The organism is Frigidibacter sp. MR17.24, from assembly GCF_037095655.1.
In the GTDB taxonomy this organism is placed as follows: domain Bacteria; phylum Pseudomonadota; class Alphaproteobacteria; order Rhodobacterales; family Rhodobacteraceae; genus Frigidibacter.
Genome location: NZ_JBAWKE010000001.1, coordinates 185894 through 212802, shown reverse-complemented (window position 1 = coordinate 212802; position 26909 = coordinate 185894). Strand labels below are relative to the sequence as shown.

Annotated in this window: 22 protein-coding genes; 12 read left to right on the top strand and 10 right to left on the bottom strand. The window is 72.0% G+C overall.

Annotation, left to right across the window (positions count from 1 at the left end; all coding sequences use genetic code 11):
• Nucleotides 1-490 precede the first annotated feature (490 nt).
• A complete protein-coding gene (lepA, locus tag V8J39_RS01080; RefSeq protein WP_336459022.1) occupies nucleotides 491-2290 on the bottom strand; it encodes a translation elongation factor 4 in 1800 nt (599 codons plus the stop codon).
• 119 nt (nucleotides 2291-2409) lie between these two features.
• Between lepA and V8J39_RS01075 the strand changes: the two genes are divergently transcribed.
• On the top strand, nucleotides 2410-2607 hold the full coding sequence (locus tag V8J39_RS01075) for a heavy-metal-associated domain-containing protein (protein WP_336459021.1): 198 nt from the start codon (nucleotides 2410-2412) through the stop codon (nucleotides 2605-2607).
• A 227-nt stretch (nucleotides 2608-2834) separates the two neighbouring features.
• The gene (locus V8J39_RS01070) at nucleotides 2835-3143 is read left to right on the top strand and encodes an arginine transporter (RefSeq protein ID WP_336459020.1); all 309 of its coding nucleotides are present in this window, start codon (nucleotides 2835-2837) and stop codon (nucleotides 3141-3143) included.
• Between the two features lie 52 nt (nucleotides 3144-3195).
• On the opposite strand, the gene V8J39_RS01065 is transcribed toward V8J39_RS01070, so the two are convergent.
• Nucleotides 3196-3660 carry a low molecular weight protein-tyrosine-phosphatase gene (locus V8J39_RS01065; RefSeq protein ID WP_336459019.1) on the bottom strand — a complete coding sequence of 155 codons (465 nt, stop codon included), beginning with the start codon at nucleotides 3658-3660 and terminating at the stop codon, nucleotides 3196-3198.
• A 60-nt stretch (nucleotides 3661-3720) separates the two neighbouring features.
• On the opposite strand from V8J39_RS01065, the gene V8J39_RS01060 reads away from it, so the two are divergent.
• Nucleotides 3721-4407: an NAD-dependent deacylase gene (locus V8J39_RS01060; RefSeq protein ID WP_336459018.1), complete on the top strand. Its 687-nt coding sequence runs from the start codon at nucleotides 3721-3723 to the stop codon at nucleotides 4405-4407.
• A gap of 109 nt (nucleotides 4408-4516) precedes the next feature.
• Here V8J39_RS01060 and V8J39_RS01055 read toward each other — a convergent pair whose 3' ends face one another.
• Nucleotides 4517-5248, bottom strand: coding sequence for a DUF3108 domain-containing protein (locus V8J39_RS01055; RefSeq protein ID WP_336459017.1), 732 nt, complete (start codon nucleotides 5246-5248; stop codon nucleotides 4517-4519).
• Between the two features lie 438 nt (nucleotides 5249-5686).
• Between V8J39_RS01055 and meaB the strand changes: the two genes are divergently transcribed.
• The 4 genes from meaB to V8J39_RS01035 all read left to right on the top strand — a co-directional run bounded on the left by meaB (nucleotide 5687) and on the right by V8J39_RS01035 (nucleotide 12723).
• Nucleotides 5687-6679 carry a methylmalonyl Co-A mutase-associated GTPase MeaB gene (gene meaB / locus V8J39_RS01050; RefSeq protein ID WP_336459016.1) on the top strand — a complete coding sequence of 331 codons (993 nt, stop codon included), beginning with the start codon at nucleotides 5687-5689 and terminating at the stop codon, nucleotides 6677-6679.
• A gap of 446 nt (nucleotides 6680-7125) precedes the next feature.
• Nucleotides 7126-7413 carry a 50S ribosomal protein L28 gene (gene rpmB / locus V8J39_RS01045; RefSeq protein WP_336459015.1) on the top strand — a complete coding sequence of 96 codons (288 nt, stop codon included), beginning with the start codon at nucleotides 7126-7128 and terminating at the stop codon, nucleotides 7411-7413.
• Between the two features lie 350 nt (nucleotides 7414-7763).
• Nucleotides 7764-10211 (top strand): ATP-dependent helicase HrpB, encoded by a 2448-nt coding sequence (gene hrpB, locus V8J39_RS01040; RefSeq protein WP_336459014.1) that lies wholly within the window; start codon nucleotides 7764-7766, stop codon nucleotides 10209-10211.
• Between the two features lie 142 nt (nucleotides 10212-10353).
• On the top strand, nucleotides 10354-12723 hold the full coding sequence (locus V8J39_RS01035; protein WP_336459013.1) for a Tex family protein: 2370 nt from the start codon (nucleotides 10354-10356) through the stop codon (nucleotides 12721-12723).
• Nucleotides 12724-12893: 170 nt separating this feature from the next.
• On the opposite strand, the gene V8J39_RS01030 is transcribed toward V8J39_RS01035, so the two are convergent.
• The 4 genes from V8J39_RS01030 to V8J39_RS01015 form a co-directional block, all read right to left on the bottom strand.
• Entirely contained in the window at nucleotides 12894-13556 is a 663-nt protein-coding gene (locus V8J39_RS01030) for an Isoquinoline 1-oxidoreductase subunit (protein WP_336459012.1), read from the bottom strand.
• 23 nt (nucleotides 13557-13579) lie between these two features.
• The gene (locus V8J39_RS01025; RefSeq protein ID WP_336459011.1) at nucleotides 13580-15802 is read right to left on the bottom strand and encodes a xanthine dehydrogenase family protein molybdopterin-binding subunit; all 2223 of its coding nucleotides are present in this window, start codon (nucleotides 15800-15802) and stop codon (nucleotides 13580-13582) included.
• 3 nt (nucleotides 15803-15805) lie between these two features.
• Nucleotides 15806-16264: a (2Fe-2S)-binding protein gene (locus tag V8J39_RS01020; RefSeq protein WP_336459010.1), complete on the bottom strand. Its 459-nt coding sequence runs from the start codon at nucleotides 16262-16264 to the stop codon at nucleotides 15806-15808.
• 257 nt (nucleotides 16265-16521) lie between these two features.
• Nucleotides 16522-17832 carry an MFS transporter gene (locus tag V8J39_RS01015; protein ID WP_336459009.1) on the bottom strand — a complete coding sequence of 437 codons (1311 nt, stop codon included), beginning with the start codon at nucleotides 17830-17832 and terminating at the stop codon, nucleotides 16522-16524.
• A gap of 242 nt (nucleotides 17833-18074) precedes the next feature.
• Between V8J39_RS01015 and ppk2 the strand changes: the two genes are divergently transcribed.
• A complete protein-coding gene (gene ppk2 / locus V8J39_RS01010; RefSeq protein WP_336459008.1) occupies nucleotides 18075-19028 on the top strand; it encodes a polyphosphate kinase 2 in 954 nt (317 codons plus the stop codon).
• Between the two features lie 147 nt (nucleotides 19029-19175).
• Here ppk2 and V8J39_RS01005 read toward each other — a convergent pair whose 3' ends face one another.
• On the bottom strand, nucleotides 19176-20279 hold the full coding sequence (locus tag V8J39_RS01005; RefSeq protein WP_336459007.1) for an anhydro-N-acetylmuramic acid kinase: 1104 nt from the start codon (nucleotides 20277-20279) through the stop codon (nucleotides 19176-19178).
• A gap of 172 nt (nucleotides 20280-20451) precedes the next feature.
• Between V8J39_RS01005 and tyrS the strand changes: the two genes are divergently transcribed.
• Complete coding sequence (gene tyrS, locus V8J39_RS01000) at nucleotides 20452-21702, top strand: tyrosine--tRNA ligase (RefSeq protein WP_336459006.1); 1251 nt, start codon at nucleotides 20452-20454, stop codon at nucleotides 21700-21702.
• A gap of 76 nt (nucleotides 21703-21778) precedes the next feature.
• Here tyrS and V8J39_RS00995 read toward each other — a convergent pair whose 3' ends face one another.
• Together V8J39_RS00995 and V8J39_RS00990 are read right to left on the bottom strand one after the other, a co-directional pair.
• A complete protein-coding gene (locus V8J39_RS00995; protein ID WP_442902555.1) occupies nucleotides 21779-22669 on the bottom strand; it encodes a fructose bisphosphate aldolase in 891 nt (296 codons plus the stop codon).
• A 220-nt stretch (nucleotides 22670-22889) separates the two neighbouring features.
• On the bottom strand, nucleotides 22890-24080 hold the full coding sequence (locus tag V8J39_RS00990) for a phosphoglycerate kinase (RefSeq protein ID WP_336459004.1): 1191 nt from the start codon (nucleotides 24078-24080) through the stop codon (nucleotides 22890-22892).
• A gap of 158 nt (nucleotides 24081-24238) precedes the next feature.
• Between V8J39_RS00990 and V8J39_RS00985 the strand changes: the two genes are divergently transcribed.
• From V8J39_RS00985 to V8J39_RS00975, 3 genes are all read left to right on the top strand, one after another.
• A complete protein-coding gene (locus tag V8J39_RS00985) occupies nucleotides 24239-24742 on the top strand; it encodes a peptidylprolyl isomerase (RefSeq protein ID WP_336459003.1) in 504 nt (167 codons plus the stop codon).
• Nucleotides 24732-25304, top strand: coding sequence for a peptidylprolyl isomerase (locus V8J39_RS00980; RefSeq protein ID WP_336459002.1), 573 nt, complete (start codon nucleotides 24732-24734; stop codon nucleotides 25302-25304). The genes V8J39_RS00985 and V8J39_RS00980 overlap by 11 nt, the downstream gene beginning before the upstream one ends.
• 165 nt (nucleotides 25305-25469) lie before the next feature.
• A complete protein-coding gene (locus tag V8J39_RS00975) occupies nucleotides 25470-26765 on the top strand; it encodes a VPLPA-CTERM sorting domain-containing protein (protein ID WP_336459001.1) in 1296 nt (431 codons plus the stop codon).
• The last annotated feature ends 144 nt before the right edge of the window (nucleotides 26766-26909 follow it).

Here is a 26909-nt window from a genome sequence, read left to right as displayed (position 1 = left end):
ATGTCACCGTCCACCACGGCAACGCGTCCACCGAGGACACCATCCCCGACCCCGGCCCGTGTTCGGCCGGGCTGTCGGGCATCGGCTGCCGGGTGTGGCCGGGCGAAGCTGCCGCCGCTGGTGGCCGACGGCCAGACCTGCAGCCCGACCGACGACGGCCCGCCGAGGCCGGACGACAGGGTGCTGGCCGCGGGCACCGTCTTCGGCGGCAAGCGCCTGCTGTTCGATCCGAACGGCAGCCTCGGCGCCACGACGGGCCCGGTGAACCTGCCCGGCGGGCGCCACGACCGACCCGAACCCGAAGCCGGAACCGATCGTGCCCGGCCCCGGCCACGATGCGGCCCGCCTGATCTTCGCCGCCGCCGTCACCGCCGCGCAGGCGCCCGGCACCGAACCGCCGGCGCCGGCGGGGCTGTGCGGCGGGCCCGAGGGACATGCGAAAGGGGCGGCGCCCTTCGGCACCGCCCCCCGTCATCAGATGCCCGAAGGCTCAGTCGTCCATCTTCAGGGCCGAGATGAAGGCCTCCTGCGGGATCTCGACCTTGCCGAACTGGCGCATGCGCTTCTTGCCGGCCTTCTGCTTCTCCAGCAGCTTCTTCTTCCGGGTGGCGTCGCCGCCGTAGCACTTGGCGGTCACGTCCTTGCGCATCGCCGACAGCGTCTCGCGCGCGATGACGCGGCCGCCGATCGCCGCCTGGATCGGGATCTTGAACATGTGCCGCGGGATCAGGTCCTTGAGCTTTTCGCACATCGCGCGGCCCCGGCCCTCGGCCCGGTCGCGGTGCACCATCATCGACAGCGCGTCCACCGGCTCGTCGTTCACGAGGATCTGCATCTTCACGAGGAAGTCCTCGCGGTATTCCGACAGCTGGTAATCGAAGGAGGCATAGCCCTTGGTCACCGACTTCAGCCGGTCGTAGAAGTCGAAGACCACCTCGGCCAGCGGCAGGTCGTAGACCGCCATCGCGCGGCTGCCGGCATAGGTCAGGTCCATCTGGATCCCGCGCCGGTCCTGGCACAGCTTCAGCACGTCGCCCAGATATTCGTCGGGCACCATGATCGTGGCCTTGATCCGCGGCTCTTCGATATGGTCGACGTAGGTCAGGTCGGGCATGTCGGCGGGGTTGTGCAGGTCGCGCACCTCGCCGTCCTTCATGTGCAGCTTGAAGACCACCGAGGGCGCCGTGGTGATCAGGTCCAGATCGTATTCCCGCTCGAGCCGGTCGCGGACCACCTCGAGGTGCAGAAGGCCGAGGAAGCCGCAGCGGAAGCCGAAGCCCAGCGCCGCCGAGGTCTCCATCTCGTAGCTGAAGGACGCGTCGTTCAGCGCCAGCTTCTCGATCGCGTCGCGCATGTCGTCGAAATCGGCGGCATCGACCGGGAAGAGGCCGCAGAACACCACCGGCTGCGCGGGCTTGAAGCCCGGAAGCGGCGTGTCGGTGCCCTTCTTCTCGGTCGTGATCGTGTCGCCGACGCGGGTGTCGCGCACCTGCTTGATCGAGGCGGTGAAGACGCCGATCTCGCCGGGGCCCAGCTCGGCGATGTCGATCATCTTGGGCTTCAGGACCGCGAGCTTGTCGATGCCGTAGACCGCGCCCGTCTGCATCATCTTGATCGTGTCGTTGCGGCGGATCACGCCGTCCATGACCCGGATCATCACGACGACGCCAAGGTAGGGGTCGTACCAGCTGTCGACCAGCATCGCCTTCAGCGGCGCGTTGCGGTCGCCCTTGGGCGCCGGAAGGCGGGTGACGATGGCTTCCAGCACGTCCGGGATGCCAAGGCCGGATTTCGCCGAGATCGGGACCGCGTCGCTCGCGTCGATGCCGATCACGTCCTCGATCTGCTCCTTCACCCGCTCGGGCTCGGCCGCGGGAAGGTCGATCTTGTTCAGCACCGGCACGATCTCGTGGCCCGCGTCGATCGCCTGATAGACGTTCGCCAGCGTCTGCGCCTCGACACCCTGGCTCGCGTCGACCACCAGCAGCGAGCCCTCGACCGCGCGCATCGACCGCGACACCTCATAGGCGAAGTCGACGTGGCCGGGGGTGTCGATCAGGTTCAGGATGTAGGTCTTGCCGTCCTTCGCCGGATACTCGATCCGCACGGTGTTGGCCTTGATGGTGATGCCGCGCTCGCGCTCGATATCCATCGAATCGAGCAGCTGCGCCTTCATGTCGCGCTCGGCCACCGTCCCCGTCATCTGGATCAGGCGGTCGGCGAGGGTGGATTTGCCGTGGTCGATATGCGCCACGATGGAGAAATTGCGGATCTGGGCGAGCTCGGTCATGCGCGCCATATGAGCGGGTTTGCCGCACCGGTCAAGCGGGCGCGAGAGGCCGCCGCGCGGCTTGATCTTGCCGGCGCGATGCCGATCTTGGGGGCAACCGACCGGAAAGGAGATCCGCGATGATCCTGCACGTTCCCGACATGTCCTGCAGCCACTGCCACGGCGTGGTCGAAAAGACCGTCGCCAGCGTCGACGGCGGCGCGAAGGTGGTGATCACGCCCGCCGCCCGCACCGTCGAGATCCGCACCACCGCCGCCCCCGAGGCGATGCTGGCCGCACTGGACGAGGCGGGCTATCCCGCCGAGGTGACCGGCTGAGGTCGGGCGGGGACGCGGCCACCGATCGCGCGGCCCGTGCGGCCGCCCGTCCGGCCCCCGGGCATGCCACTCGTGTCGCCCGCCGCGGCGGCGGTCATGACGGGCCCATGACGGGCCCGTGACCCGGGCGTGACGGGCGCGCAACAGAGCGTGTCGTCGGTGGCCCGGCGGTTGCGGCCCCGCCGGGCCCCGCCCATAGTCCGCCCGTTGCACCCGATGGACGGAAGATGACCAGACGCCTGATCCCTCTGGCCTTTCTCGGACTGCTCGGCGCCTGCGCCGGGGGGACCGAGGGGCCCGTGAACTCTGCCTGCCTTGCCGCCGGCCGCTCGTCGGCCAGCACCCAGCGCTGCGGCTGCGCCCAGCGCGCCGCCAACCAGTCGCTGGGCTTCCTCGACCAGCGCCGCGCCGCGGGCTTCTTCGCCGAGCCCGACCGCGCCGAACGGGTGCGCATGTCCGACAGCGCCGGCGACAAGGCGTTCTGGACCCGCTACGAGGGCTTCATCGAGCGCGCCAAGGCCAGCTGCCCCGGCTGAGGCGCGCCCGCAGGCGCCCCCGGGGGCGCGTCTTCCGGGCGAGTGCGGCCCCTCAGCGCGCGCCCAGCTCGGCCAGCCAGTGGGCCACGCCCTCCTCGACCCGGTCGAGCGCGCCGTCGAAATCGCCGGTGAAATACGGGTCGGGCACCGCGTCGCCCCCGGGCAGGAAGGCCGCGATCCGCGCCCGCGCCCCGGCCGGCGCGATCCGGCGCAGATTGGCGAGGTTGTCGCCGTCCATCGCCAGGATCAGGTCGAAGCGGTCGAAATCGGCGCGCGTGACCTGCCGCGCCCTCAGGGGCGCAAGGTCGTAGCCGCGCCGCGCGGCGGCGGCGATCATCGGCGGGTGCGGCGGCTCGCCCGCGTGCCAGTCCCCGGTCCCCGCACTGTCGAGCGCCAGCCGCAGCCCCGCCGCCGCGGCGCGCGCGCGCATCGCCGCCTCGGCGGCGGGCGAGCGGCAGATATTGCCGAGGCAGACGAACAGGATCGCGGTGTCGGGGCTGGACGCATCGTGGCTCATCGGCGCAGTCTTGGGCCGGGACCGGCCGCGATGCAACCGCCGCCGAACGACGGAGGCCCCATGAACATCGTGATCCTGACCGGGGCGGGCATCTCGGCCGAAAGCGGGCTTGCGACCTTCCGCGCCGCCGACGGGCTGTGGGAAGAGCACCGGATCGAGGACGTCGCCACCCCCGAGGGCTTCCGCGCCGACCCCGCGCTGGTGCACCGCTTCTACAACGAACGCCGCGCCAAGGCCCGCGCCGCGCGGCCCAATGCCGCGCACGAGGCGCTGGCGCGGCTGCAGGGCGACCCGCGCCACCGGGTGACGATCGTGACCCAGAACGTCGACGACCTGCACGAACGCGGCGGCGCCTCGGCGGTGATCCACATGCATGGCGGGCTGGAGACCGCGCTCTGCGCCGCCTGCGGCCACCGCTGGCCCGCCCCGGCCGAGATGGCGCCCGCCGACCCCTGCCCGCGCTGCGCCCGTCCCGCCACCCGGCCCGACATCGTCTGGTTCGGCGAGATCCCCTATCGGATGGACGAGATCGCCGAGGCGCTCGAGGCGGCGGAGCTGTTCGCCGCGATCGGCACCTCGGGCAACGTCTACCCGGCCGCGGGCTTCGTCGAGCTGGCCGCCGCCACCGGCGCCCGCACGATCGAGCTGAACCTCGACGCCTCGTCGCGCAGCTCGGTCTTCGACGAGGCCCGCCGCGGTCCGGCGACGCAGCTCGTGCCCGACTGGGTCGACGCGCTGATCGGCTGAGACGGCCGCCCGGGACCCTGCATCGTCCGGCCCCGCCCCGCCGGGACCTGCCCCGCCGCGATCTGCCTCCTCTGGCCCTGCCTCCTGCGGACCGGGCCCGCGCGCCGCCTCAGCGCCGCGTCAGCCGGCCCTTGCCATAGATCGTGTCCATGCTGACCTCGCTGACCCGCAGCCGGCCGTCCGACAGCGGCACGTAGACCAGCGTGAACGGAAAGCGGCTGGCCTCGGCCATGTCGTCGGCGTCGAAGCCCGCGACCCGGCGGTACTCGCCGTCGCAGCTCAGCCCACCGCCCCGGTGCGGGCGCGGGTTGGACAGCCGCACCGCGGTGCGCCGCTCGCCGTCGAACAGATCCAGCGAAAGGTCGCAGGCGCCCTCGGGCGCGACGTCGCGCAGCACGGCATAGGCGGCGGTCAGCGGATCGACGGTGCCGCCCTGGCCCGCCGGGTCGACCTTCGGGTCCTTGGCGCGGCGCGGCGGGTCGTATTCCTTCACCTGCGGCACGCCGGCGGCATAGTCCATCACCGCCCGGGTCTTGCGCCGGCCGGTGTCGGCGGATTCGGCATAGCGCTGCGGCGTGAAGCGGCCGTCGCGGACGCGCCCCTGCGCCTGCGCGTCATACGAGATCTTGCGGATCATCGCCACCAGACCGCCGCTCTGCAGCCGGCCCGAGACGGCATAGGCCCCGCCCTCGATCCGGCCCTCGATCTGCAGCGTCCCCGCGCTCAGCCCCAGCAGCGACAGCCCGAAGGTGGCACTGTCGGACTGGTCGGCCCGCGCGGGCCCGCCGGCGCCCAGCGCCAGCGCAGCGGTCAGCACGGCGGCCAGACCGAAACCCGGCATGCTGCTGCGCGCGGCAACCTGCGGGCCAGCCTGCAAGGCAACCTGTGCGGCGTCCTTCGCTGCGGTGCGGACCGGGGCGGTCGGTCGGGTCGGGCGCATCTGCATTCTCCTCGGCGCCCGCCCCGCGGGCCGGCGCGCTGTCTTCGGGGCGATCCTACCGGGCGGCGCCCCGGATGGCGAAGCGTCACGGCCTCACGCCGGTTGACATCTGCGTCACGCAACATGTTCTGTCCCCACCCGCCGTCAACCCGGTCCACCCGGTCCCGCCCCCCTCTCCCGGCCCCGCCCTCTCCCGCCCCGCCCGTCCACAGCCCAGCCCATCCACAGCCCACAGCCCGCCCGACCGCAGCCCAGCCCGTCCGCTCCCGTCCACAGCCGCCCCTGTCCCGTCCCCCTTCCCGGCCCGCCCCGGGCCCTGCCACAGCGAAAGTCCGCCCGATGACCGACCAGCCGCGCGACGCCCACGACGACATGGCCGAGGCGATCCTCGCCGGCGACCGGCGGACGCTGTCGCGCGCGATCACCCTGGTCGAGAGCGGCCGCGCCGACCACCGCGCGCGGGCCGAGGCGCTGCTCGACCGGCTCGCCCCCGCCGGCCGGCAGGCGCTGCGCATCGGCCTGTCGGGCACGCCCGGCGTCGGCAAGTCGACCTTCATCGAAGCCTTCGGCGGCCTCGTCACCGCGCAGGGCCTGCGCGTCGCGGTGCTGGCGGTCGACCCGTCCTCGGCACGATCGGGCGGCTCGATCCTCGGCGACAAGACCCGGATGGAGCGGCTGGCGCGCGATCCCCGCGCCTTCATCCGCCCCTCGCCCAGCCAGGCCCAGCTTGGCGGCGTCGCCCGGCGCACGCGCGAGGCGGTGGCGCTGTGCGAGGCCGCGGGCTTCGACGTCGTGCTGATCGAGACCGTCGGCGTCGGCCAGTCCGAGACCATGGTCGCGACGATGACCGACCTCTTCGTGCTGCTGCTCGCCCCGGCCGGCGGCGACGAGCTGCAGGGGGTCAAGCGCGGGATCATGGAGATGGCCGACCTGATCCTGGTGAACAAGGCCGACGGCGACCTGAAGGCGGCCGCGACCCGCACCACCGCCGACTACGCGGGGGCGCTGCGGCTGCTGCGCAAGCGCCCGCAGGACCCGCCGGGCTTTCCCAAGGCGCTGCCGGTCTCGGCGCTCGAGCTTGCCGGGCTGCAGACGGCCTGGGAGGAGATGTGCAAGCTTGCGGACTGGCGCCGCGCCGAGGGGCACTGGGCCGCGACCCGCGCCAGCCAGGCCCGCGACTGGTTCGAGGAGGAGGTCCGCGCGGGCCTTCTGGCGCGGATCGCGCGCGACCCCGCGATCCGCGCCCGGCTCGACGCGCTGGGGGCCGCGGTCGCCGCGGGCACCGCCGCCCCCTCGCGCGCCGCGGCCGAGGTCCTGGCCGCGCTCGACTGACCGCCCCGCGCCGCCTGTCCCGTCCCTGTCCGATCACGCCCGCCCGTCGCCGCCTGCCACACCATGCCTTCCCCGCCGGGCCTTCCCCACCGCCTCCGCCCCAGAAGACCTGTCCGGCCTGCCTGTCCCGCCGCTCGCTTCGCCCTGCCGCCCCCACCTGCCCGGCGCGGCGGCCGCGCCATCCCGGCCCGGTCCGGCGAGCTGCGGTTCCCGAGCGGCGCGGCGGCCACGGCCGCCACGGCCGCCTCGTGCGCGCGCGACACCCGCGAGACCCGCGCGCAACCGGCACGGACCCGGCGCGCGATGAATCGCTTGACCTTCCCCCGGCTTCCCCGTATTGCCCGCGGACGGAATTCGGGGTGCCCCGCCGCGGCGCCCCCCAATTGTATGGCACACCAGCTGTCCCGCCCCTGCGGCGAGGGACCGGGAAACTGAAGGATCGAACCATGTCGCGCGTTTGCGAACTGACCGGGAAAGGCCCGATGACGGGCAACAACATCAGCCACGCGAACAACAAGACGCGTCGCCGGTTCCTGCCCAACCTCAACGACGTCACCCTGATCTCGGACGTCCTGGGCCAGTCCTTCAAGCTGCGCGTCTCGGCCGCCGGCCTGCGTTCGGTCGACCACCGCGGCGGGCTCGACGCCTACCTCGCCAAGGCCAAGGACACCGAGCTGTCGGACCGTGCGCTGAAGATCAAGAAAGACATCGCGAAGGCCCAGGCTGCCGCCTGACCCGCGCGGACGGGCCACCGCCCGACCAGTGTCGACAAGGGCTCCGCCAGCGCGGGGCCCTTTTCCGTTGGCGCCGCGGCAGGCGTCACGATGCGCGCCATGCGGGGCCGTTTGCGCAGCCGTCACCGCCCCGACAGGTTCCTGCCGCACGCGCCGGCAGGCCTGCGCGCACCTCCGGGACTGCCCCCCCGCGCGACAACCGTGACGGCGACAAGGGATGCCGGGCTCCCGTGGCCGGACGTCGCCGGCCAGCCCTGCGCTGGATCGGGCCGGGCACCGTGGGCAAAGACGCCGCCGCCGCATCGCGTCACCCCTCTGGCCAAGCCCGGCGCCCGCGGCGATAAGACCGCATGCGCCTGCCGATCGACGATGTCCTGCCCCAGCTGATCTCCGCCCTTGCCGCGCGGGGCCGTGCCGTGCTGATGGCGCCGCCCGGCGCCGGCAAGACCACCCGCGTGCCGCTCGCGCTGCTCGACGCGCAGCGCGCGGCGGGCTCCACCGGCCGCATCGTCATGCTCGAACCCCGCCGTCTCGCTGCCCGCGCGGCGGCCGAACGCATGGCCGACACGCTGGGCGAACCCGTCGGCCGCACCGTCGGCTACCGGATCCGGGGCGAGGCGAAGACCGGCGCCGACACGCGGATCGAGGTGGTGACCGAGGGCATCCTGACCCGGATGCTGCAATCCGACCCCGACCTGCCCGGCATCGCCGCGGTGATCTTCGACGAATTCCACGAACGCTCGCTGAACGCCGACCTCGGCCTCGCGCTGACCTGGGAGGTGCGCGGCGCGCTGCGCCCCGACCTGCAGGTCGTGGTGATGTCGGCGACGCTCGACGCGGGCCCCGTGGCCGCGATGCTCGACGACGCGCCGGTCGTGATCTCCGACGGCCGCGCCTTCCCGGTCGAGACCCGCTGGCTGCCGCGCCCGCCCGACCGGTCGCTGCGCTTCGAGGCGGGCCTCGCCGGGCTGATCGTGCAGGCGGTCGAGGAGACCGCGGGCGGGGTGCTGGTCTTCCTGCCCGGCGAGGGCGAGATCCGCCGCGTCGAGGCGCAGCTGTCGGGCCGGCTGCCGCCGGGCTGCCATGTCCACCCGCTGTTCGGCGCGATGGAGTTCGCGGCCCAGCGCGCGGCCATCGCCCCCGCGGCGGCGGGCCGCAAGATCGTGCTTTCGACCGCCATCGCCGAAACCTCGCTCACGATCGAGGACGTGCGCGTGGTGATCGACGGCGGCCGCGCCCGGCGCGCGCGCTTCGACCCCGGCGCCGGCATGGCCCGGCTGGTGACCGAGCGCGTCTCGCGCGCCGAGGCCGAGCAGCGCCGCGGCCGCGCCGGCCGCGTGGCCGAGGGCATCTGCTACCGGTTCTGGACGAAGGGCGAGGAGGGCGCGCTTCCGGCCTTCGCCCCGCCCGAGATCGAGACGTCGGACCTCGCCTCGCTGGCGCTGGACCTCGCGCTCTGGGGCGCGGCTCCGGGCGATCTGGCCTTCCTGACCCCGCCGCCCGGCCCCGCCTTCGCCGAGGCGCGGCTGCTGCTGACCGGGCTGGGCGCCCTCGACGACGCCGGGCGGATCACCGCGCATGGCCGGTCGCTGGCGCGGATGCCCACCCATCCCCGGATCGGCCACATGCTGGCCAAGGCCGGCCCCGGCGCCGCGACGCTGGCGGCGCTTCTGGCGGAACGCGATCCGCTGAAGGGTGCGCCGGTCGACCTGTCGCTGCGGCTGGCCGCGATCCGCGACCCGAAGCGGTTCGAGGCCGCGCACAGTTTCGCCCTGCACCGCGGCACGGTCGAGCGGATCCGGGCCGAGGCCAGGCGCCTGACCCGCCTTGCCGGACCCGAGACCGACCTGTCGCCCGGCGCGATGGCGGCGCTGGCCTATCCCGACCGCATCGGGCTGCGCCGCCCGGGCGAGGCCGCACGCTACCTTCTGTCCGGCGGCAAGGGCGCGAAACTGTCCGAGACCGACCCGCTGGCCAAACAGCCGCTGATCGTCGTCACCGACACCGACGGCGACCCGCGCGAGGCGCAGATCCGGCAGGCGACCGCCCTGCCCGAGGCCGAGCTGCGCGCGCTCTTCAAGGACGAGATCCGCTGGACCGACGTCGCCGAATGGTCGCGCCGCGACGGCCGGGTCATCGCCCGCCGGCACGAGAAGCTCTTCGCCCTGACGCTCGCCGACCGTCCCTGGCCCGATGCGCCGCCCGAGGCGCTGGCGCGCGCGGCGCTCGACGGGCTGCGCCAGCTGGGCCTGCCGTGGTCGCCGAAGGCCGCGCGGCTGCGCGCCCGGATCGCGCTTCTGCGCGAAGAGGGCGCCGACCTGCCCGACCCGTCCGACGCGGCACTTCTGGCCACGGCCGAGGACTGGCTTCTGCCCCATATCGGCAAGCGCCGCACCGAAGCCGACCTGCGCGCGATGGACCTGACCGAGGCGCTGCGGCTGATGATCGGCTGGGACGGCCAGCAGATCCTCGACCGCGGCGCGCCCGAGCATTTCGAGACGCCGCTGGGCCGCCGCGTCCCGATCGACTATTCCGAGGAGAACCCCTCGATCGAGGTCCGGCTGCAGGAGCTGTTCGGCGTCACCCGCCATCCGGTGGTCGGCCGCCGGCCGCTTCGGATCACGCTGTTGTCGCCGGGTCACAAGCCGGTGCAGGTGACGATGGACCTGCCGGGATTCTGGGCCTCGTCCTATGCTGACGTGCGCAAGGACATGCGCGGGCGCTACCCCCGCCACCCCTGGCCCGAGGACCCGACCGAGGCCGACCCGACGCTGCGCGCAAAGCCGCGCGGCACCTGAGGGCCGCACACCAAGGGCCGCGCGCCCCGGGACGGCGCAGGCAAGGCCGCGCGCAAAGCCGCCCGCGCGGCGACGGCAGGCTTTCGCGGGGGGGCCCCGCGGGCTATTGAGGGCGGCCAGTCCAGACTCACCGGAGCGCCCCATGACCCCCGATCCGATCGCCCGCATCCCGCTTCTCATCGCCGCCGAGATCGGGGCGCAGCCCGGGCAGGTGCGCAGCGCGATCGAGCTTCTGGACGGCGGCGCCACCGTCCCCTTCATCGCGCGCTACCGCAAGGAGGTGACCGGCGGGCTCGACGACACCCAGCTGCGCACGCTCGCCGACCGGCTCGGCTACCTGCGCGAGCTGGAGGACCGCCGCGGCGCGATCCTGAAATCGGTGCGCGAGCAGGACAAGCTGACCGAGGCGCTCGAGGCGCAGTTCAAGGCCGCGACGACGAAGTCGGAACTGGAGGACCTCTACCTGCCCTACAAGCCCAAGCGGCGCACCCGGGCGATGATCGCGCGCGAGAACGGGCTCGAGCCGCTGGCCGAGCGGATCCTGTCGGACCGCGCGCAGGACCCCGAGGCGCTGGCGGCGGGCTTCGTGACCGGGGCGGTCGCCGACGTGAAGGCCGCGCTCGAGGGCGCGCGCGACATCCTGGCCGAGCGGCTGTCGGAGAATGCCGAGCTTCTGGGCCGGCTGCGCGGGCACATGAAATCCGCGGGCCGGCTGAGCGCGAAGGTGGTCGAGGGCAAGGAGGCCGAGGGCGCCAAGTTCGCCGACTACTTCGCCCATGACGAGCCGTTCGACTCGGCGCCCTCGCACCGGGTGCTCGCGATGCTGCGCGGGCGCAACGAGGGCGTGCTGTCGCTCGACCTCGCGGTCGAGCCCGAGGCCGCGCCCGGCACGGCCCGCGCAGAACAGATGGCGCGCGCGGCGCTCGGCGTCGCCGGCGCCACCGCGCCCGGCGACCGCTGGCTGGCACAGGCGGCGGGCTGGGCCTGGCGGGTGAAGCTGCGCGGCTCGCTGACGCTCGACCTGATGGCCGAGGCGCGCGACCGCGCCGAGGCCGAGGCGATCAACGTCTTCGCGCGCAACCTCAAGGACCTGCTGCTGGCCGCGCCCGCCGGCGGCAAGGTGACGATGGGGGTCGATCCGGGCATCCGCACCGGCTGCAAGGTCGCGGTGGTGGACGCGACCGGCAAGCTGTTGGCGACCTCGACGATCTACCCGTTCCAGCCGAAGAACGACCTGCAGGGCGCGATGGCGGAGCTGGCGATGCTGATCCGCCGCCACGGCGTGGCGCTGGTCGCGATCGGCAACGGCACCGCCTCGCGCGAGACCGAGCGGATGGTGGCCGAGGTGATCGCGAAGCTGCCCGCGCAGGGTAGCGGCGAGAAGCCGACCAAGGTCATCGTCTCCGAGGCCGGCGCCTCGGTCTACTCGGCCTCGGAACTGGCCGCGCGCGAATTCCCCGGGCTCGACGTGTCCCTGCGCGGCGCGGTCTCGATCGCGCGGCGGCTGCAGGACCCGCTGGCCGAGCTGGTGAAGATCGAGCCGAAGTCGATCGGGGTCGGGCAGTACCAGCACGACGTCGACCAGCACCGGCTCGGCAAGTCGCTCGAGGCGGTGGTCGAGGATGCGGTGAACGCGGTCGGCGTCGACCTCAACACCGCCTCGGCGCCGCTGCTCGCGCGCGTCTCCGGCCTCGGCGCCTCGCTCGCCGAGGCGATCGTGCTGCACCGCGACACCAATGGCCGCTTCGCCACCCGACGCGAGCTTCTCAAGGTCGCGCGCCTCGGCCCCAAGGCCTTCGAGCAGGCGGCGGGCTTCCTGCGCATCTCCGAGGGCAAGGAGCCGCTCGACGCCTCCTCGGTCCACCCCGAGGCCTATGACGTGGCCCGCGCGATCGTGAAGGCCTGCGGCCGCGACCTGCGTGCGGTGATGGGCGACGGCGCGCTGCTCAAGGGCCTCGACGCGCGCGACTTCGTGTCGGACCGCTTCGGCCTGCCGACGGTGCGCGACATCCTGTCGGAACTGGAAAAGCCCGGCCGCGACCCCCGCCCCAGCTTCCGGACCGCGACCTTCACCGAGGGCGTGGACGAGATCAAGGACCTCAGGCCCGGGATGCTGCTGGAAGGCACGGTGACCAATGTCGCGGCCTTCGGCGCCTTCGTCGACATCGGCGTGCACCAGGACGGGCTGGTGCACGTGAGCCAGCTTGCCGACCGCTTCGTGAAGGACCCGCACGAGGTGGTGAAGGCCGGCGACGTGGTGAAGGTGCGCGTGACCGAGGTCGACGTCGCGCGCAAGCGCATCGGCCTGACGATGCGCAAGGACGGCGCGAAGCCCGACGCACGCCCGCAGCGCGGCGCCCTCGCCCCCGAGGGCAAGCCCGGCCCGCGCGGCGGCGCGGCCATGTCGGCCGGCCCCAAGACGGCAGGCCCGAAGACGGCCGGCCCCGCCCCGAAGGACGGCGCGATGGGCGGCCTCGGCGCCGCCCTCATGGACGCGATGCGCAAGCGGTAGGCGGCGCGGGGCTCCGCCCCGCCGCGGCTGCGCCGCGCCTCCCCGGGATATTTGAACAAAGTCGAACAAGCGGCCGTGACCTGGCTTCGACTTTGTCCAAGTATCCCGGGGGGAGGTCCCGGAACGGGACCCGGGGGGCAGCGCCCCCCGCCTTCGTCACCCCGCTTTCGTCACCCTGCCGGGCAGGCAGCGCCGGTGTCGATCCAGGCGCGGGTGAGCGCGCCGAAGATCTCCTGCGACCCGGGCGCGGGCGCGCGGCCCTCGCCGGGGTGCCAGGCCCAGCCGACGAGACCGTCCTCGGCGTTGTGTTCGTAGAGCGCCTCGAGGTCGCGGCCGCCGTTGCGATCGGGATCCTTGATCTGGGCGCAGATCGCGGCGAGCGACTGGTCCTGCCAGCCCATCGACACCGGTGCCAGCTGCCAGGGCTCGTGGCCGGGGATCGAGCCCTCGCCGGTGGTGAAGGCGACGTTGCCGGCGCCGTGGCAGGTGTTGCAGGTCATGCCCGGCGCGCCGAAATCGGCCTCGCCGCGGATCACGGGCGGCATGTGCGGGTGCATGTCGTCGCCCTGGGTCGGGCCGCCGGTGACCGGGTGGCAGTTCAGGCAGCGCGGGCTTTGCAGCACCTTGCCCATCTCGGCGAAGAGCGCGGCCGAGCGTTCGGCCTGGTCGGCGATGCCGGCGAAAGCCTCGGGCGCGCGCAGCGTCTCCTGCGCCGCCAGCGGCCCCGCGGCCGCGACGCCAAAGGCAAGAAGCGCGGCAGCGACCGCGGGGGCGCGCGCGATGGCGGGAACGGGGGCCGGCGCGCGGGGCGCGGCAGTCAGTCGGATATCCATCTCTCTCTCCTGTCCCGGCCCGCTCAGGCCATGCCCCGCGCCGCGAAGGGCAGTTCGCGCACCGCCGTCCCGGTCAGCACCCGCCAGGCGTTCGCCACCGCCGGCGCCAGCGCCGGGACCCCGGGCTCGCCGACCCCGCTCGGCGCCTCGGTCGAGGGCACGATCGCCACCTCGACCGCCGGCATCTCGTGGATGCGCATCATCGGGTAGTCGTCGAAATTGCCCTGCTCGACCGCGCCGCCCTCGCCCAGGGTGATCGCCGAGTAGAGCGCGGTGGACAGCGCGAAGCCGATCCCGCCCTCCATCTGCGCGGTGATGATGTTGGGGTTCACCGCCACGCCGCAGTCGACCGCGCACCAGACCCGGGTCACCCGCGGCCGGCCGTCGCGGTTCTCGACCTCGGCCACCTGCGCCACGTAGGTGCCGAAGCTTTTCGCCCAGGCGAAGCCATAGGCGCGCTCGCCCTGGCGCGGCCCCTTCCAGTCCGCAAGCTTCGCCACCGCCTCGATCACGCCGCGCTCGCGCGTGGCCTCGGGCCGCAGCAGGTCGAGCCGGCCCTGGATCGGGTCCTTGCCCGCGCGCTCGAGCACCTCGTCGAGGAAGGTCTCGACCGCGAAGGCCGTGTGCGTGTGCCCGACCGAACGCCACCACAGCACCGGCACCGGGCTTTGCATCTGCGCCCAGCCGATGCGCCGGGCGCCGAAGGCATAGGGCAGCCCCGACGACCCCTCGAACGAGGTCGGGTCGACGCCGCCCTGCATCATCGCCTCCATCGGCGTGCCCGCCAGCAGCGACTGGTTCACCACCACGTTCTCCCAGGCGGTGATCGCCCCGTCGGCATCCAGCGCCGCGCGCAGCCGGTGCACGGTCAGCGGCCGGTAGTAGCCGCCGCGCAGGTCGTCCTCGCGGGTCCAGACCAGCTTGAACACCCCGTCGCGGCCCGCGGCCTTGGCGATCGCCGCCGCCTCGGCCGCGATATGGGCCGAGCCCTGCGCCCGCCGCCCGAAGCTGCCGCCCGCCATCAGCACGTTGATCGTCACGTTCTCGACCGGCAGGCCCAGCACCTGCGCCGCCATCGGCCGGTCGAAGCTGGGGAACTGGCAGCCGTACCACATCTCGGCCTTGGCGCCGCGGGTCTCGATCACCGCGTCGATCGGCTCCATCGGCGCATGGGCGAGGAAGGGGAAGCGGATCTCGGCCTCGAGCACCTCTGCCGCGCCCTCGAAGCCCGGCGCGATGTCGCCCTCGGCCTCGACGGTGTCGCCGCCCTTGGCGGCGGCCGCGGCATAAAGCTCGAACATCTTCGCCGACGAGCGGGTCTCGGCCGTGGTCTCGTCCCAGTCGAGCTTCAGCGCCCGCCGGCCCTTCAGCGCGGCGTACATGCCGGTGGCATAGACCGCGACGCCCGAGGGGATCTCGTGCACCATCTCGACGCCGGGCACGGCCCGCGCGGCGGTGTCGTCATAGCCGCGCAGCCGCGCGCCGAACTTCGGCGGATGCGCGACGACCACGGTCAGCATCCCCTCGCGGTAGAGGTCCATGGTGAACTGCGCGCTGCCGTCGGTCTTGGCGGCAGTGTCGAGCCGCGGCCGGTCGGTGCCGATCAGCACGAAATCGGCGGGGTCCTTCACGGCCGGGTCCTGCGGCACCGGCAGCGCGGCCGCGGCCTCGGCGAAGGCGCCGAAGCCCGAGCTGCGCCCCGAGCCCGCATGGGCGATCACGCCGCGGGCCACGGTGATCTCGGCCTCGGGCACGCCCCAGTCGGCGGCGGCGGCGGCGACCAGCATGGCGCGGGCGGCGGCGCCGGCCTTGCGCATCTGCATGTAGCTGTTGGCGATCGCGGTCGACCCGCCGGTGCCCTGCGCCCCGAAGGCGAGGTTGGCATAAAGGCTGTCGTCTGCCGGCGCGCCCATCGCTCGCATCTGGCCCCAGTCCGCGTCCAGCTCCTCGGCGATCAGGGTGGCAAGGCCGGTATAGGGGCCCTGTCCCATCTCCAGGTGCTTGGACAGGATCGTGACGGTGTCGTCGGCGGCGATGTGGATGAAGGCGTTCGGGGTGACCGGCACCTTGGGCGGCGCCGCGCCCTCCTGCGCGCGCAGGCCGGGCGCCGGCAGGGCGAAGGCGAGCGTGAGCCCCCCGAGCCCGGCCAGCACGCCGCGGCGGGTGGCGATGAAGCGGGGCGCGGGCGCGACCGGCTCGGCGGCGGGGCGGGCCGCGCCGATGGCGGCGGTGAACTGGCTGGTCATGGCTCAGCCCTCCAGGATCTTGGCGGCGTCGTGGATCGCCGCGCGGATGCGGACATAGGTCGCGCAGCGGCAGACGTTGCCGGCCATGGCGTTGTCGATGTCCTCGTCGCTGGGGGCCGAGACCTGCTGCAGCAGCGCCGTCGCCGACATCACCTGCCCGGACTGGCACCAGCCGCATTGCGGCACGTCGATCGCGGTCCAGGCGGTGCGCACCGCCTCGGCCTCTGGCCCCTCGAGCCCCTCGATCGTCACGACGTCGGCGCCCTCGACCGTGCCGATCGGGGTCACGCAGGACCGCCGCGGCATGCCGTTGAGCATCACGGTGCAGGCGCCGCATTGCGCGACCCCGCAGCCGAACTTGGTCCCGGTCAGGTGCAGCTCGTCCCTGAGCGCCCAGAGCAGCGGGGTTTCGGGATCGACGTCGATCGTGACATCCGTCCCGTTCAGCGTGAACGCGGTCATGTCCTGGCCTCCGGCTGGGGGTGTTGCCCTTCAAGGTAGTCCCGCACCCGGCCCGGGGAAAGGCGAAACTGCGACAGCCTGCCGCAGGGGGAGGCATCGCGGGACCATGACCAGGGCGCGCCGGGGCCGCGCCGGGGCTGGGACGGGGCGGGCGCGGCGCTGTCACGCGCCCGCGCGGGACCAGCGCCAGCGGGGGCCGGAAACGACGACGGGCCCCCCTTTCGGGAGGCCCGCGCGATGCCGGTCGGCTGAGGGGGTCAGACCTCTTCGCGGCCCGAGGCGAGGATGCACAGCAGCGTGATCACCGCCGCGGCCAGCATGTAGTAGCCGACATAGCCCATGCCGTAGGTCGACTGCAGGTAGGTCGCGATGTAGGGCGCGAGCGAGGCGCCGAAGATCCCCGCGAAGTTGAACGTCAGCGACGAGCCCGAATAGCGCACCCGGGTCGGGAACGGCGCGGCGAGCGCGGCGCCGATCAGGCCGTAGGTGACGCCCATCAGCGCCATGCCGATGGTGACGAACACCAGGATGCCGCCGACGCCGGCCGCGAACAGCCCCGCGAGCGAGAAGGAGAACACCCCGATCAGCGCGGTCACGCCGATCAGCACGTTGCGACGGCCGAGCTTGTCGCCCAGCTTGCCCGCGACGACGATGAACAGGCCGAAGACGATGGCGCCCCACAGCTGGATCTCAAGCGCCTCGACCAGCGGCATCTTGATGACCTTGACGTTGTAGGACAGCAGGTAGGCCGTGCCGATGTAGAACAGCACGAAGGTCGCCAGCGCCACGAAGGTGCCCAGGAACAGGCTGCGCTTGTGGCGGGCGAACAGCTCGACCACCGGGACCGCCACGCGCTCGTGGTGATCGATCGCCTTCTGGAAGTCCGGCGTCTCGGTCAGCGACAGGCGCACCCACATGCCGATCACGATCAGCAGGATCGAGCCCAGGAACGGCAGCCGCCAGCCCCAGGCCAGCAGGTCCTCGCCCGACATGAAGTTCAGCAGGATGTAGAAGGTGCCCGAGGACAGGAACAGCCCCACCGGCGCGCCCAGCTGCGGGAACATCGCGAAGAGGTTCTTCTTGCCTTCCGGCGCGTTCTCGGTCGCGATCAGGACGGCACCGCCCCATTCGCCGCCAAGGCCGAAGCCCTGCCCGAAGCGGCACAGCGCCAGCAGCAGCGGCGCCCAGACCCCGATCGAGGCATAGGTCGGCAGCAGGCCGATGACCACCGTCGAGACGCCCATGGTCAGCAGCGCCGCGACCAGCGTCGCCTTGCGGCCCACCTTGTCGCCGAAGTGGCCGAAGACCACCGCGCCCAGCGGGCGGGCGAAGAAGGCGATCGAGAAGGTCGCGAACGACGCCAGCAGCGCCGTCGTCGGGTCCTCGCCGGGGAAGAACAGCGCCGGGAACACCAGAACGGCGGCCGTGGCGTAGACGTAGAAGTCGAAGAATTCGATGGTGGTGCCGATGAGGCTCGCCAGCAGCACGCGCGAGGCGGAGTTCACCGGGCGCGCCGCCTCTGCACCAGCGGCCGGGCCACCGGCCAGCGGGGAGGATGCGTCAGTCATTGTACTTGTCCATTCGGATGCGGCACGAAAGCGCACCGCGGGAGTCGGGAGGTGTCGGATCGGGGGCATGCCACCGATCCGCCGCGGTTAACGCAATCAAACGCCCGCCGTAACCCCTTGCACGTTTCGAATGTTGCGTTGCATGCCCGGTATGCGAAACACGCATGACCCGGACTGTCACCGGGCTGTCACCTTCGCGTGGTGAAAGCGGCCGCGCCCCCCTCTCGAGCCGAGGATCCCCGATGCCCGACGCCCCCCCGCCCGCCCCCGCCATCACCGTCGCCGCCGACGAGGACGACGCCGCGCTCGACTGGCTCGAGGCCGAACTCGCCGACACGCTCGACGAGGATTACGAGATCGAGCTGGAGGACGCCGTCCTGTCGCGCGAGATCCGGCGCATCTACCAGAAGGCCCACCCCGAGCAGATCGACCGCCGCGTCTACTTCCGCGAGCTTCTGCGCCTGCAATCCGAACTGATCCGCCTGCAGGACTGGGTGCAGCACACGAAAGAGAAGGTGGTCGTGGTCTTCGAGGGCCGCGACAGCGCCGGCAAGGGCGGGGTGATCAAGCGTATCCAGCAGCGGCTGAACCCGCGCGTGGTGCGCACGGTGGCGCTGCCCGCGCCCTCGGACCGCGAGAAGACCCAGTGGTACTTCCAGCGCTACGTGCCGCACTTGCCGGCGGGGGGCGAGATCGTGCTGTTCGACCGCAGCTGGTACAACCGCGCTGGCGTCGAGCGGGTGATGGGCTTCGCCTCCGAGGACCAGGTGCGCCAGTTCTTCGACGACGTGCCCGAGTTCGAACGGATGCTGGTGCGCTCGGGCATCCGGCTGGTGAAATACTGGTTCTCTGTCACCGACGAGGAACAGCAGATGCGGTTCCTGATGCGCATCCACGACCCGATGAAGCAGTGGAAGCTGTCGCCGATGGACCTGCAAAGCCGCGTGCGGTGGGAGCAGTACACCAAGGCCAAGGAAGAGATGCTGGCGCGCACCAACATCCCCGAGGCGCCCTGGTACATCGTGCCGGGCAACGACAAGAAGCGGGCGCGGCTGAACTGCATCGACCACCTGCTGTCGCTGATCCCCTACGGCGACGTGCCCCATGACGAGATCAGCCTGCCCGACCGGGTGTTCAATCCCGATTACGAACGCGCCGTGCTGCCGCAGGGGCTGTACGTTCCCGCCAAGTACTAGGCCGTCGGGGGCCGGCCCGCACCGCGCTGGCCCCGCAGGTCTTTGACCCGCAAGCCCCGGTCTCGCGGGGCCGACCGTCCCGCCCCCCCCGCCGCGCGGGCCACAGCCTTCCCGGCCCGCGCTGTCCCGCGCCCGGCCCTGCGGGGCCTAGGGCCCGGGCCGGCTGACCTTGCCGCCCCCCACCGCGGCGCGCACGCCGGTGGTGCCGGGGGCCGAGGTCGCAAGCCCGCGCAGCACCCGCACCGCGAGATGGGCGAAGGCCTGCGCCTCGAGCATGTCGCCGTCCAGCCCCGCCGCCTCGACCGGCTCGACCGGGCAATCGAGCTGGCTCGCGATCATCGCCATCATCACCGGGTTGTGCCGCCCGCCGCCGCCGACCAGCACCCGCGAGACGGGGGCCGGGAAATGCTCGGCCCCCATCGCGACCGCGCCCGCCGCGATCGCGGTCAGGGTCGCGGCCGCATCCTCGTCTCCCAGCGCGTCCACCGCCGCAAGCCGGGCGTGGAAATCGTTGCGGTCCAGCGACTTCGGCGGGACCTTCAGGAAATAGCCATGGCCCAGCACATCGGCAAAGATCGCCTCGTCGACGCTGCCCGCGGCGGCAAGCCGGCCGCCCTCGTCCCGCGCGAGGCCACGACGACGGCGCACCAGATCGTCGATCGGCGCATTCGCCGGGCCGGTGTCGAAGGCAAGAAGCGCCCCCGGCGCCTCGGGCCCGCGCGCGGCGGGGTCGATCCAGGTCAGGTTGCCGACGCCGCCGAGGTTGAGGAAGGCGATCGGCCCCGCGGCCCCGATCAGCCGGGCGAGCGCGAAATGGAAGAACGGCGCCAGCGGCGCCCCCTGCCCGCCCAGCGCCACGTCCGAGGACCGGAAATCCCAGACCACCGGCCGGCCCAGCACCTCGGCCAGCACGCCGCCGTCGCCGGCCTGATGCGTGGCCCCGCGCCCCGAGGGGTCATGCGCCAGCGTCTGGCCGTGAAAGCCGCACAGCTCGGCCCCGTCGAAACCCGACATCAGCTCGGCATGCGCGGTCTCGACCACCTCGGCCGCCTCGGCCACCCCCGGATCGCCCGGCCAGCACCCCAGCGCCGCGGCCAGAACCTCGCGCTCGGCCTCGGAATAGGGCCGGTAGCCGGCATCGCCGAAGCCCAGGATCTCTTCGCCGTCGGTCAGCAGCATCGCCGCATCGACCCCGTCAAGCGAGGTGCCCGACATCGTGCCAAGCGCCCAGATCGCCCCCCCTGCCGCCATCGTGCCATCCCTTCGCGCCCGGAAAACCCCTGGCGCGACACTACCCATGCGCGGCCCCGCGTCCAGCCGCGGATGCTTTGCCTTGATGCGGAAGGGCCCGGGCGTTACAGCATCGCCACCCTCCGGGCCCGGGACCGCCCGGCCCGGCAACGCGTCACCCGAAGGAGCCGAGATGAGCTGGCATCCGAAGTCCGATTTCCTGTCGATCATGATCGAACGGGGCTACATGGCCGACTGCACCGACCTGCAGGCGCTGGACGAGGCGTTCGTCGCCGGCGTGGTCCCGGCCTATATCGGCTATGACGCGACCGCGGCCTCGCTGCACGTGGGGCACCTGCTCAACATCATGATGCTGCGCTGGCTGCAGAAGACCGGCCACCGGCCGATCACGCTGATGGGCGGGGGCACCACCAAGGTCGGCGACCCGTCGTTCCGCAGCGAGGAGCGCCCGCTGCTGGACAATGCCGCGATCGACCGCAACATCGACGGGCTGAAGCAGGTCTTCGCGCGCTACCTCGATTACGGGGATGCGCCGAACGGGGCGCTGATGCTCAACAACGCCGAGTGGCTCGACGGGCTGAACTACCTCGAGTTCCTGCGCGACATCGGCCGCCATTTCAGCGTCAACCGGATGCTGTCCTTCGAATCGGTGAAATCCCGGCTCGACCGCGAACAGTCGCTGTCGTTCCTGGAATTCAACTACATGATCCTGCAGGCCTACGACTTCCTGGAACTGAACCGCCGCTATGGCTGCCTGCTGCAGATGGGCGGCTCGGACCAGTGGGGCAACATCGTCAACGGGATCGACCTGACCCGGCGCGTGGCCGACAACCAGATCTTCGGCCTGACCTCGCACCTGCTGTCGACCTCGGACGGCAAGAAGATGGGCAAGTCGGCGAACGGCGCGGTCTGGCTGAACGGCGACATGCTCTCGCCCTACGAGTTCTGGCAGTTCTGGCGCAACTCGACCGATGCCGACGTCGGGCGGTTCCTGAAGCTTTACACCGAGCTGCCGGTCGCGGAATGCGACCGCATCGGCGCGCTGCAGGGGTCTGAGATCAACGAGGGCAAGATCATCCTCGCCCGCGAGGTGACGACGCTGCTGCACGGCGCCGAGGCGGCGGCGGCGGCGGAAGCCACCGCGCGCGAGGTGTTCGAGAAGGGCGGGATCGGCGACGACCTTCCGACGCTGGCGCTGTCGCCGGCCGAGGTGGCCGAGGGCATCTCGCTCGCGCAGCTCGTCGTGCGCTCGGGGCTGGCGAAGTCGGGCAAGGATGCCAAGCGCCTGATCGCCGAGGGCGGGCTGAAGCTGAACGACGCCGCCGAGACCGACGCGGGCCGGATGTTCGCCGCGACCGACCTTGCCGAACCGGTGAAGCTGTCGGCCGGCAAGAAGCGCCACGCGCTGGTGACACTGGGCTGAAGCGATTTCTCAGCTGCAACGGAAAAGGGCCCGGAACCATAAGGTTCCGGGCCCTTCTTCATACAGTCCGCAGCCCTCAGCCGGCGACCGAAGCGGCGTGGATCTCGCCCACGGTCTTTTCCAGCACGACGTCGAAGGCGCCGTCGTCCTGCTGCGCGGTCAGGCCCTCGGTCAGCGCGCGCGAGAACGAGGCGATCATGCCGGTGTTCTGCGCGAGCATGGCATTGGCCTCGTCGCGCGAATAGCCGCCCGACAGCGCCACAACCTTCATCACCTTCGGGTGGTCGACCAGCGGCTTGTAGTGGTTGGGCTTGGTCGGCAGCGACAGCTTCAGCATCACCGGGGTCTCGGCCGGGATCTCGTCCAGCGCCTTGAGGATCTCGGCCAGCAGGATCTCCTCGGCCTCGGCCTTGTCGGCGATCGAGATCGTCACCTCGGGCTCAATGATCGGCACGAGGCCGTGGCTCAGCACCTGCTTGCCCAGCGCGAACTGCTGGGCGACGACCCTGGCGATGCCCTCGGGGTTCGCGGCCGAGATCACCGAGCGCTCCTTGGTGCCGAAGATGCCGGCCTTGACCGCCTTCGACAGCAGGTCGTCCAGACCCGGGATCGGCTTCATCAGCTGGACGCCGCCCTCTTCCGCCTCGAGCCCCTTGTCGATCTTGAGGAAGGGCACCACGCCGCGCTTCTCCCACAGGTAGGTCGCGGTGGGGATGCCGTCGATCTCGCGGTCCATGGTCTGTTCGAACAGGATCGCACCCACGACCTTCTCGCCGGTGAAGGCCGGCGACTTGATGATCCGCGCGCGCATCGCGTGGATCATGTCGAACATCTCGTCTTCCGACCCATAGGCGTCTTCCATGACGCCGTAGAGCTTCAGCGCCTTGGGCGTCGAGCCGCCCGACTGGTCGAGCGCGGCGATGAAGCCCGCGCCCTTGCGCATCTGGTCGGCCTGTGCTGCGTTCATCTGGTCCATCCTGACTATCTTCTGTTCATGGCGGTCCTGGCCCTGTGGGCGACCGCCTTGATCACAGGGTTAGAGCCTAGGAAACACTTGTGCAATTCTGGTGACGCTAACATCGGCCCGACCGTGTCCCGGGCGCGGCAGATCACCGCCGCCCCCGGCGGCGCGGACCGGGCCGGATCAGGCGCCGAACCGGCCCCGATCTGCCCCCGGTCAGGCCCCTTCAGGCGTCCAGCGCGGCGACCCCCGGCAGCACCTTGCCCTCCATCCACTCGAGGAACGCGCCCCCGGCGGTGGAGATATAGGTGAAGTCGGCCGCGGCCCCGGCCTTATTCAGCGCGGCCACCGTGTCGCCGCCGCCGGCGACCGACACAAGGCTGCCGGCCTTCGTCAGCTCGGCCGCCTTCAGCGCGGCGGCATTGGTGGCGGCGTCGAAGGGCGCGATCTCGAAGGCGCCCAGCGGCCCGTTCCAGATCAGCGTCTTGGCCTTGCCGAAGACCATGGCGACATGGGCCACGCTCTCGGGGCCGGCGTCGAGGATCATCGCGTCGGCGGGGCAGGCCTCGGCGCTGACGGTCTCGTTCTCGGCACCCGCCTTGAATTCGCGCGCGACGACGACGTCGACGGGCAGGATGATCTCGCAGCCCGCCGCCGCGGCCTTTTCGAGGATCTCGTTCGCGGTCGCGGCCATGTCGCGCTCGGCCAGGCTCTTGCCGACCTCGATGCCCTTGGCGACGAGGAAGGTGTTGGCCATGCCGCCGCCGATCACCAGGTGATCGACCTTGCCCACGAGATTGCCCAGAAGATCGAGCTTGGTCGAGACCTTGGCCCCGCCCACCACCGCCACCACCGGGCGCACCGGGGTGCCGAGCGCCGCCTCGAGCGCCTTCAGCTCGGCCTCCATCAGCCGGCCGGCGCAGGCCGGGCGCAGCCGGGCGATGCCCTCGGTCGAGGCATGGGCGCGGTGCGCGGCCGAGAAGGCGTCGTTGACGTAGATGTCGCCAAGCGCCGCCAGTGCGGCGGCCATCGCGGGGTCGTTCTTCTCTTCGCCGGCGTGGAAGCGGGTGTTTTCCAGCAGCAGCACCTCGCCCGGCTCAAGCGCGGCGACGGCGGTCTTGGCCGGGGCGCCGACGCAGTCCTCGGCGAATTTCACCGGCACGCCCAGCGCGGCCTCCAGCGCGGGCAGGCAGATCCTCAGGCTCATCTCGGGCACGACCGCGCCCTTGGGGCGGCCGAAATGCGCCAGAAGGACGGGCTTGCCGCCCTTGGCCAGGATGTCCTTCACTGTCGGCACGATCTTCTCGATCCGGGTCGCATCCGTCACGCGTCCGCCCTCGACCGGCACGTTGATATCGACCCTGACCAGCACGGTCTTGCCGGCCAGATCCATGTCGTCGAGCGTCTTCCAGGCCATATGCCCCTCCTCCGGTTCCGCGTGTCCGGCCCTTGGGCGGCCGGCGCGCCATGGGAAGCCTATCCTCCGCAATTCGTCAACCGGCCTGCCGCTTTGGCGCTTCCCTTGGCCGCGGGCCGCGTCTAGGGTCCGGCCGACCTGAAGGAAGGGAGCCGCAAATGGCCGATATCAAAGACCCGGAAAACACCGTCATCATCACGCTGAAGGACGGCGAAGTGGTCATCGAACTTCTTCCCGACATCGCGCCGAAACATGCCGAGCGCATGAAGGAACTGGCGCGCGCCAAGGCCTATGACGGCGTGGTCTTCCACCGCGTGATCGACGGCTTCATGGCCCAGACCGGCGATGTCGAACATGGCAAGGACCCGTCGAACCTGCGCCGCGCCGGCACCGGCGGCTCGGACCTGCCGGACCTGCCGGCCGAATTCTCGAACGTGCCGCACGACCGCGGCACGCTGGGCGCCGCCCGCTCGCAGAACCCGAACTCGGCCAACAGCCAGTTCTTCATCAACTTCAAGGACAACCACTTCCTGAACCGCCAGTACACGGTCTATGGCCGCGTCACCGCGGGGATGGAGTTCGTGGACAAGATCGTGCGCGGCGAGCCGCCGGTGACCCCCGACACGATGATCACCGTCCGGGTGGCCGCCGATGTCGCGTAAGCTTGCGCTGGCCGCGGCGCTGGCCGCGCTGGCCTCGCCCGCGCTGGCCTTCGAGGACGGCCCCGGGCCGAACCTCGTGATCGAGGTCGACGGCACGGCCAAGGGCGAGATCGTGGTCGACCTGCTGCCGGACCTGGCGCCGAAGCATGTCGAGCAGATCACCGCGCTCGCGCGCGAGGGCGCCTATGACGGCGTCGTCTTCCACCGCGTGATCGACGGCTTCATGGCCCAGACCGGCGACGTGGAATTCGGCAAGCACGGCGACGACACCTCGCGCGCCGGGATGGGCGGGTCGTCGCGGCCCGACCTGCCGGCCGAGTTCTCGCAGGAGACCTTCGCGCGCGGCGTCGTGGGCATGGCGCGGTCGCAGAACCCGAACTCGGCCAACAGCCAGTTCTTCATCATGTTCGCGCCGGGCCCGTTCCTTGACGGCCAGTACACGGTCGTGGGCCACGTGATCGCCGGCATGGACGTGGTCGACGCGATCAAGAAGGGCAGCCAGTCGCAGAATGGCGCGGTGAAGGACCCCGACTGGATGGCCAAGGTCACCGTCGCCGAGTGAGCCGCGGCGCCCGCGGACAGGACCATCGACGGCGGCCCCCGGGGCCGCCGTCTTCGTTTCGGAAACACGGCGTTTCCTGAAATTGCGGCTTCTTTGTGGCGATGTCACCGGGCTGTCATCCCCGCCGCCTAGGCCGGGGGCAACCGACACATCCGAGGCTTGCCGATGAAATCCCTTCTGCTGTCCGCCGCGCCCGTCGCGATCCTGCTGGCCGCCGCGCCCGGTTCGGCCGCGACGCTGTGCATGACCGCCGGCGCCGCCACCACCTGCACCGGCACCGGCGCGCCGGCCGCGGGCTTCACCCTGGCCACCACGCCCGCGGACCGCAGCGTCACCGTGACCGCCGGCGCGAGCGTCAGCGGCACCGGGCGCGACGCGATCCGCGCCCGCGGCACCGGCACGACGATCACCAACCTCGGCACGCTGGTGTCGGACGACAGCGACGGCATCGACGGCGGCACCGGGCTGACGGTGATCAACGCCGGCACCATCGCCGGCGGCAACCGCGGCATCGACGCCGACGACCTCGACGGGCTGACCGTGGTCAATACCGGCACCATCACCGGCGTCGACCGCGCGATCCGCAACGGCGCGGGCACCGGCGCCGACATCACCAACAGCGGCACGATGATCTCGACCACCGACGAGGGCGTCGAGACCGGCGACGACGCGCGGGTGGTCAACACCGGCCGGATCCAGGGCGCCGACGACGCGCTGCAGGTGGGGCGCAACGCCTATGTGCTGAACGCGGGCGTGCTCGAGAACGTCTGGACCGGCGCGGGCGAGCCGCAGGACGCGCTCGACATCGACCAGGGCACGGTCATCAACACCGGCAGCATCGTCGCCGCGGGCAGCGCCGGGATCGATTTCGACGCGAATGTCGCCGATGACGACGCGCCCGAGACCACGCCGCACGCGGCCTCGGCCGTCTACAACGCGGGCCTGATCCAGGGCGTCGAGGCGGCGATCGAGAGCGATCCGCGGTCGATGGGTGTGCAGGCGATCGTGAACAGCGGCGCGCTGGTCGGCACCGCGGGCACGGCGCTGATGCTCTGGGGCGGCGACGACAGCCTGGTGATGCAGGAGGGCGCGACGATCGTGGGCGCGAGCTTCTTCGGCACCGGCAACGACCTGCTGAGCTTAGACGCAAGCTTTGCCGGCGCGACCTTCGGCCTGTTCGACGGCGGCGCGGATGACGACACCGTCAGCTTCGCACGCTACGCGATCGACGACATCGCCGGGCTGGTGCTGGCGGGCGGCGTGTTCTCGCTGACCTTCAGCGATGCCTTCAGCCTGTCGCTGACGAACTGGGACAGCTTCGTCTTCGCCGGGACCAGCTATGACCGCGCCGCGATGGCCGCGCGCGCGACGCTGGCGCCGGTGCCGCTGCCGGCGGCGGGCTGGGCGATGCTGGCGGGCCTTGGCGGGCTGGCCGCGCTGCGCCGCCGCCGCGCGGCCTGACGCCCGGGCCTCGGGGGGGGTGTGCGGGGCGCCCGACGGGGCCCCGCCTGAGGCTTTGCCGCAACAACCCGGCGGGCAGGACCCTGCCCGCCGCCGCCGCACGGCCCCGCGGCGAAATCGCGTTTGCCCCGCGACTCGCCACCG

Coding starts and splice junctions, on each gene's coding strand:
- lepA (WP_336459022.1), bottom strand. CDS start 2,290: ATGACCGAGCTCGCCCAGATCCGCAATTTCTCCATCGTGGCGCATATC.
- V8J39_RS01075 (WP_336459021.1), top strand. CDS start 2,410: ATGATCCTGCACGTTCCCGACATGTCCTGCAGCCACTGCCACGGCGTG.
- V8J39_RS01070 (WP_336459020.1), top strand. CDS start 2,835: ATGACCAGACGCCTGATCCCTCTGGCCTTTCTCGGACTGCTCGGCGCC.
- V8J39_RS01065 (WP_336459019.1), bottom strand. CDS start 3,660: ATGAGCCACGATGCGTCCAGCCCCGACACCGCGATCCTGTTCGTCTGC.
- V8J39_RS01060 (WP_336459018.1), top strand. CDS start 3,721: ATGAACATCGTGATCCTGACCGGGGCGGGCATCTCGGCCGAAAGCGGG.
- V8J39_RS01055 (WP_336459017.1), bottom strand. CDS start 5,248: ATGCCGGGTTTCGGTCTGGCCGCCGTGCTGACCGCTGCGCTGGCGCTG.
- meaB (WP_336459016.1), top strand. CDS start 5,687: ATGACCGACCAGCCGCGCGACGCCCACGACGACATGGCCGAGGCGATC.
- rpmB (WP_336459015.1), top strand. CDS start 7,126: ATGTCGCGCGTTTGCGAACTGACCGGGAAAGGCCCGATGACGGGCAAC.
- hrpB (WP_336459014.1), top strand. CDS start 7,764: ATGCGCCTGCCGATCGACGATGTCCTGCCCCAGCTGATCTCCGCCCTT.
- V8J39_RS01035 (WP_336459013.1), top strand. CDS start 10,354: ATGACCCCCGATCCGATCGCCCGCATCCCGCTTCTCATCGCCGCCGAG.
- V8J39_RS01030 (WP_336459012.1), bottom strand. CDS start 13,556: ATGGATATCCGACTGACTGCCGCGCCCCGCGCGCCGGCCCCCGTTCCC.
- V8J39_RS01025 (WP_336459011.1), bottom strand. CDS start 15,802: ATGACCAGCCAGTTCACCGCCGCCATCGGCGCGGCCCGCCCCGCCGCC.
- V8J39_RS01020 (WP_336459010.1), bottom strand. CDS start 16,264: ATGACCGCGTTCACGCTGAACGGGACGGATGTCACGATCGACGTCGAT.
- V8J39_RS01015 (WP_336459009.1), bottom strand. CDS start 17,832: ATGACTGACGCATCCTCCCCGCTGGCCGGTGGCCCGGCCGCTGGTGCA.
- ppk2 (WP_336459008.1), top strand. CDS start 18,075: ATGCCCGACGCCCCCCCGCCCGCCCCCGCCATCACCGTCGCCGCCGAC.
- V8J39_RS01005 (WP_336459007.1), bottom strand. CDS start 20,279: ATGGCGGCAGGGGGGGCGATCTGGGCGCTTGGCACGATGTCGGGCACC.
- tyrS (WP_336459006.1), top strand. CDS start 20,452: ATGAGCTGGCATCCGAAGTCCGATTTCCTGTCGATCATGATCGAACGG.
- V8J39_RS00995 (WP_442902555.1), bottom strand. CDS start 22,669: ATGAACGCAGCACAGGCCGACCAGATGCGCAAGGGCGCGGGCTTCATC.
- V8J39_RS00990 (WP_336459004.1), bottom strand. CDS start 24,080: ATGGCCTGGAAGACGCTCGACGACATGGATCTGGCCGGCAAGACCGTG.
- V8J39_RS00985 (WP_336459003.1), top strand. CDS start 24,239: ATGGCCGATATCAAAGACCCGGAAAACACCGTCATCATCACGCTGAAG.
- V8J39_RS00980 (WP_336459002.1), top strand. CDS start 24,732: ATGTCGCGTAAGCTTGCGCTGGCCGCGGCGCTGGCCGCGCTGGCCTCG.
- V8J39_RS00975 (WP_336459001.1), top strand. CDS start 25,470: ATGAAATCCCTTCTGCTGTCCGCCGCGCCCGTCGCGATCCTGCTGGCC.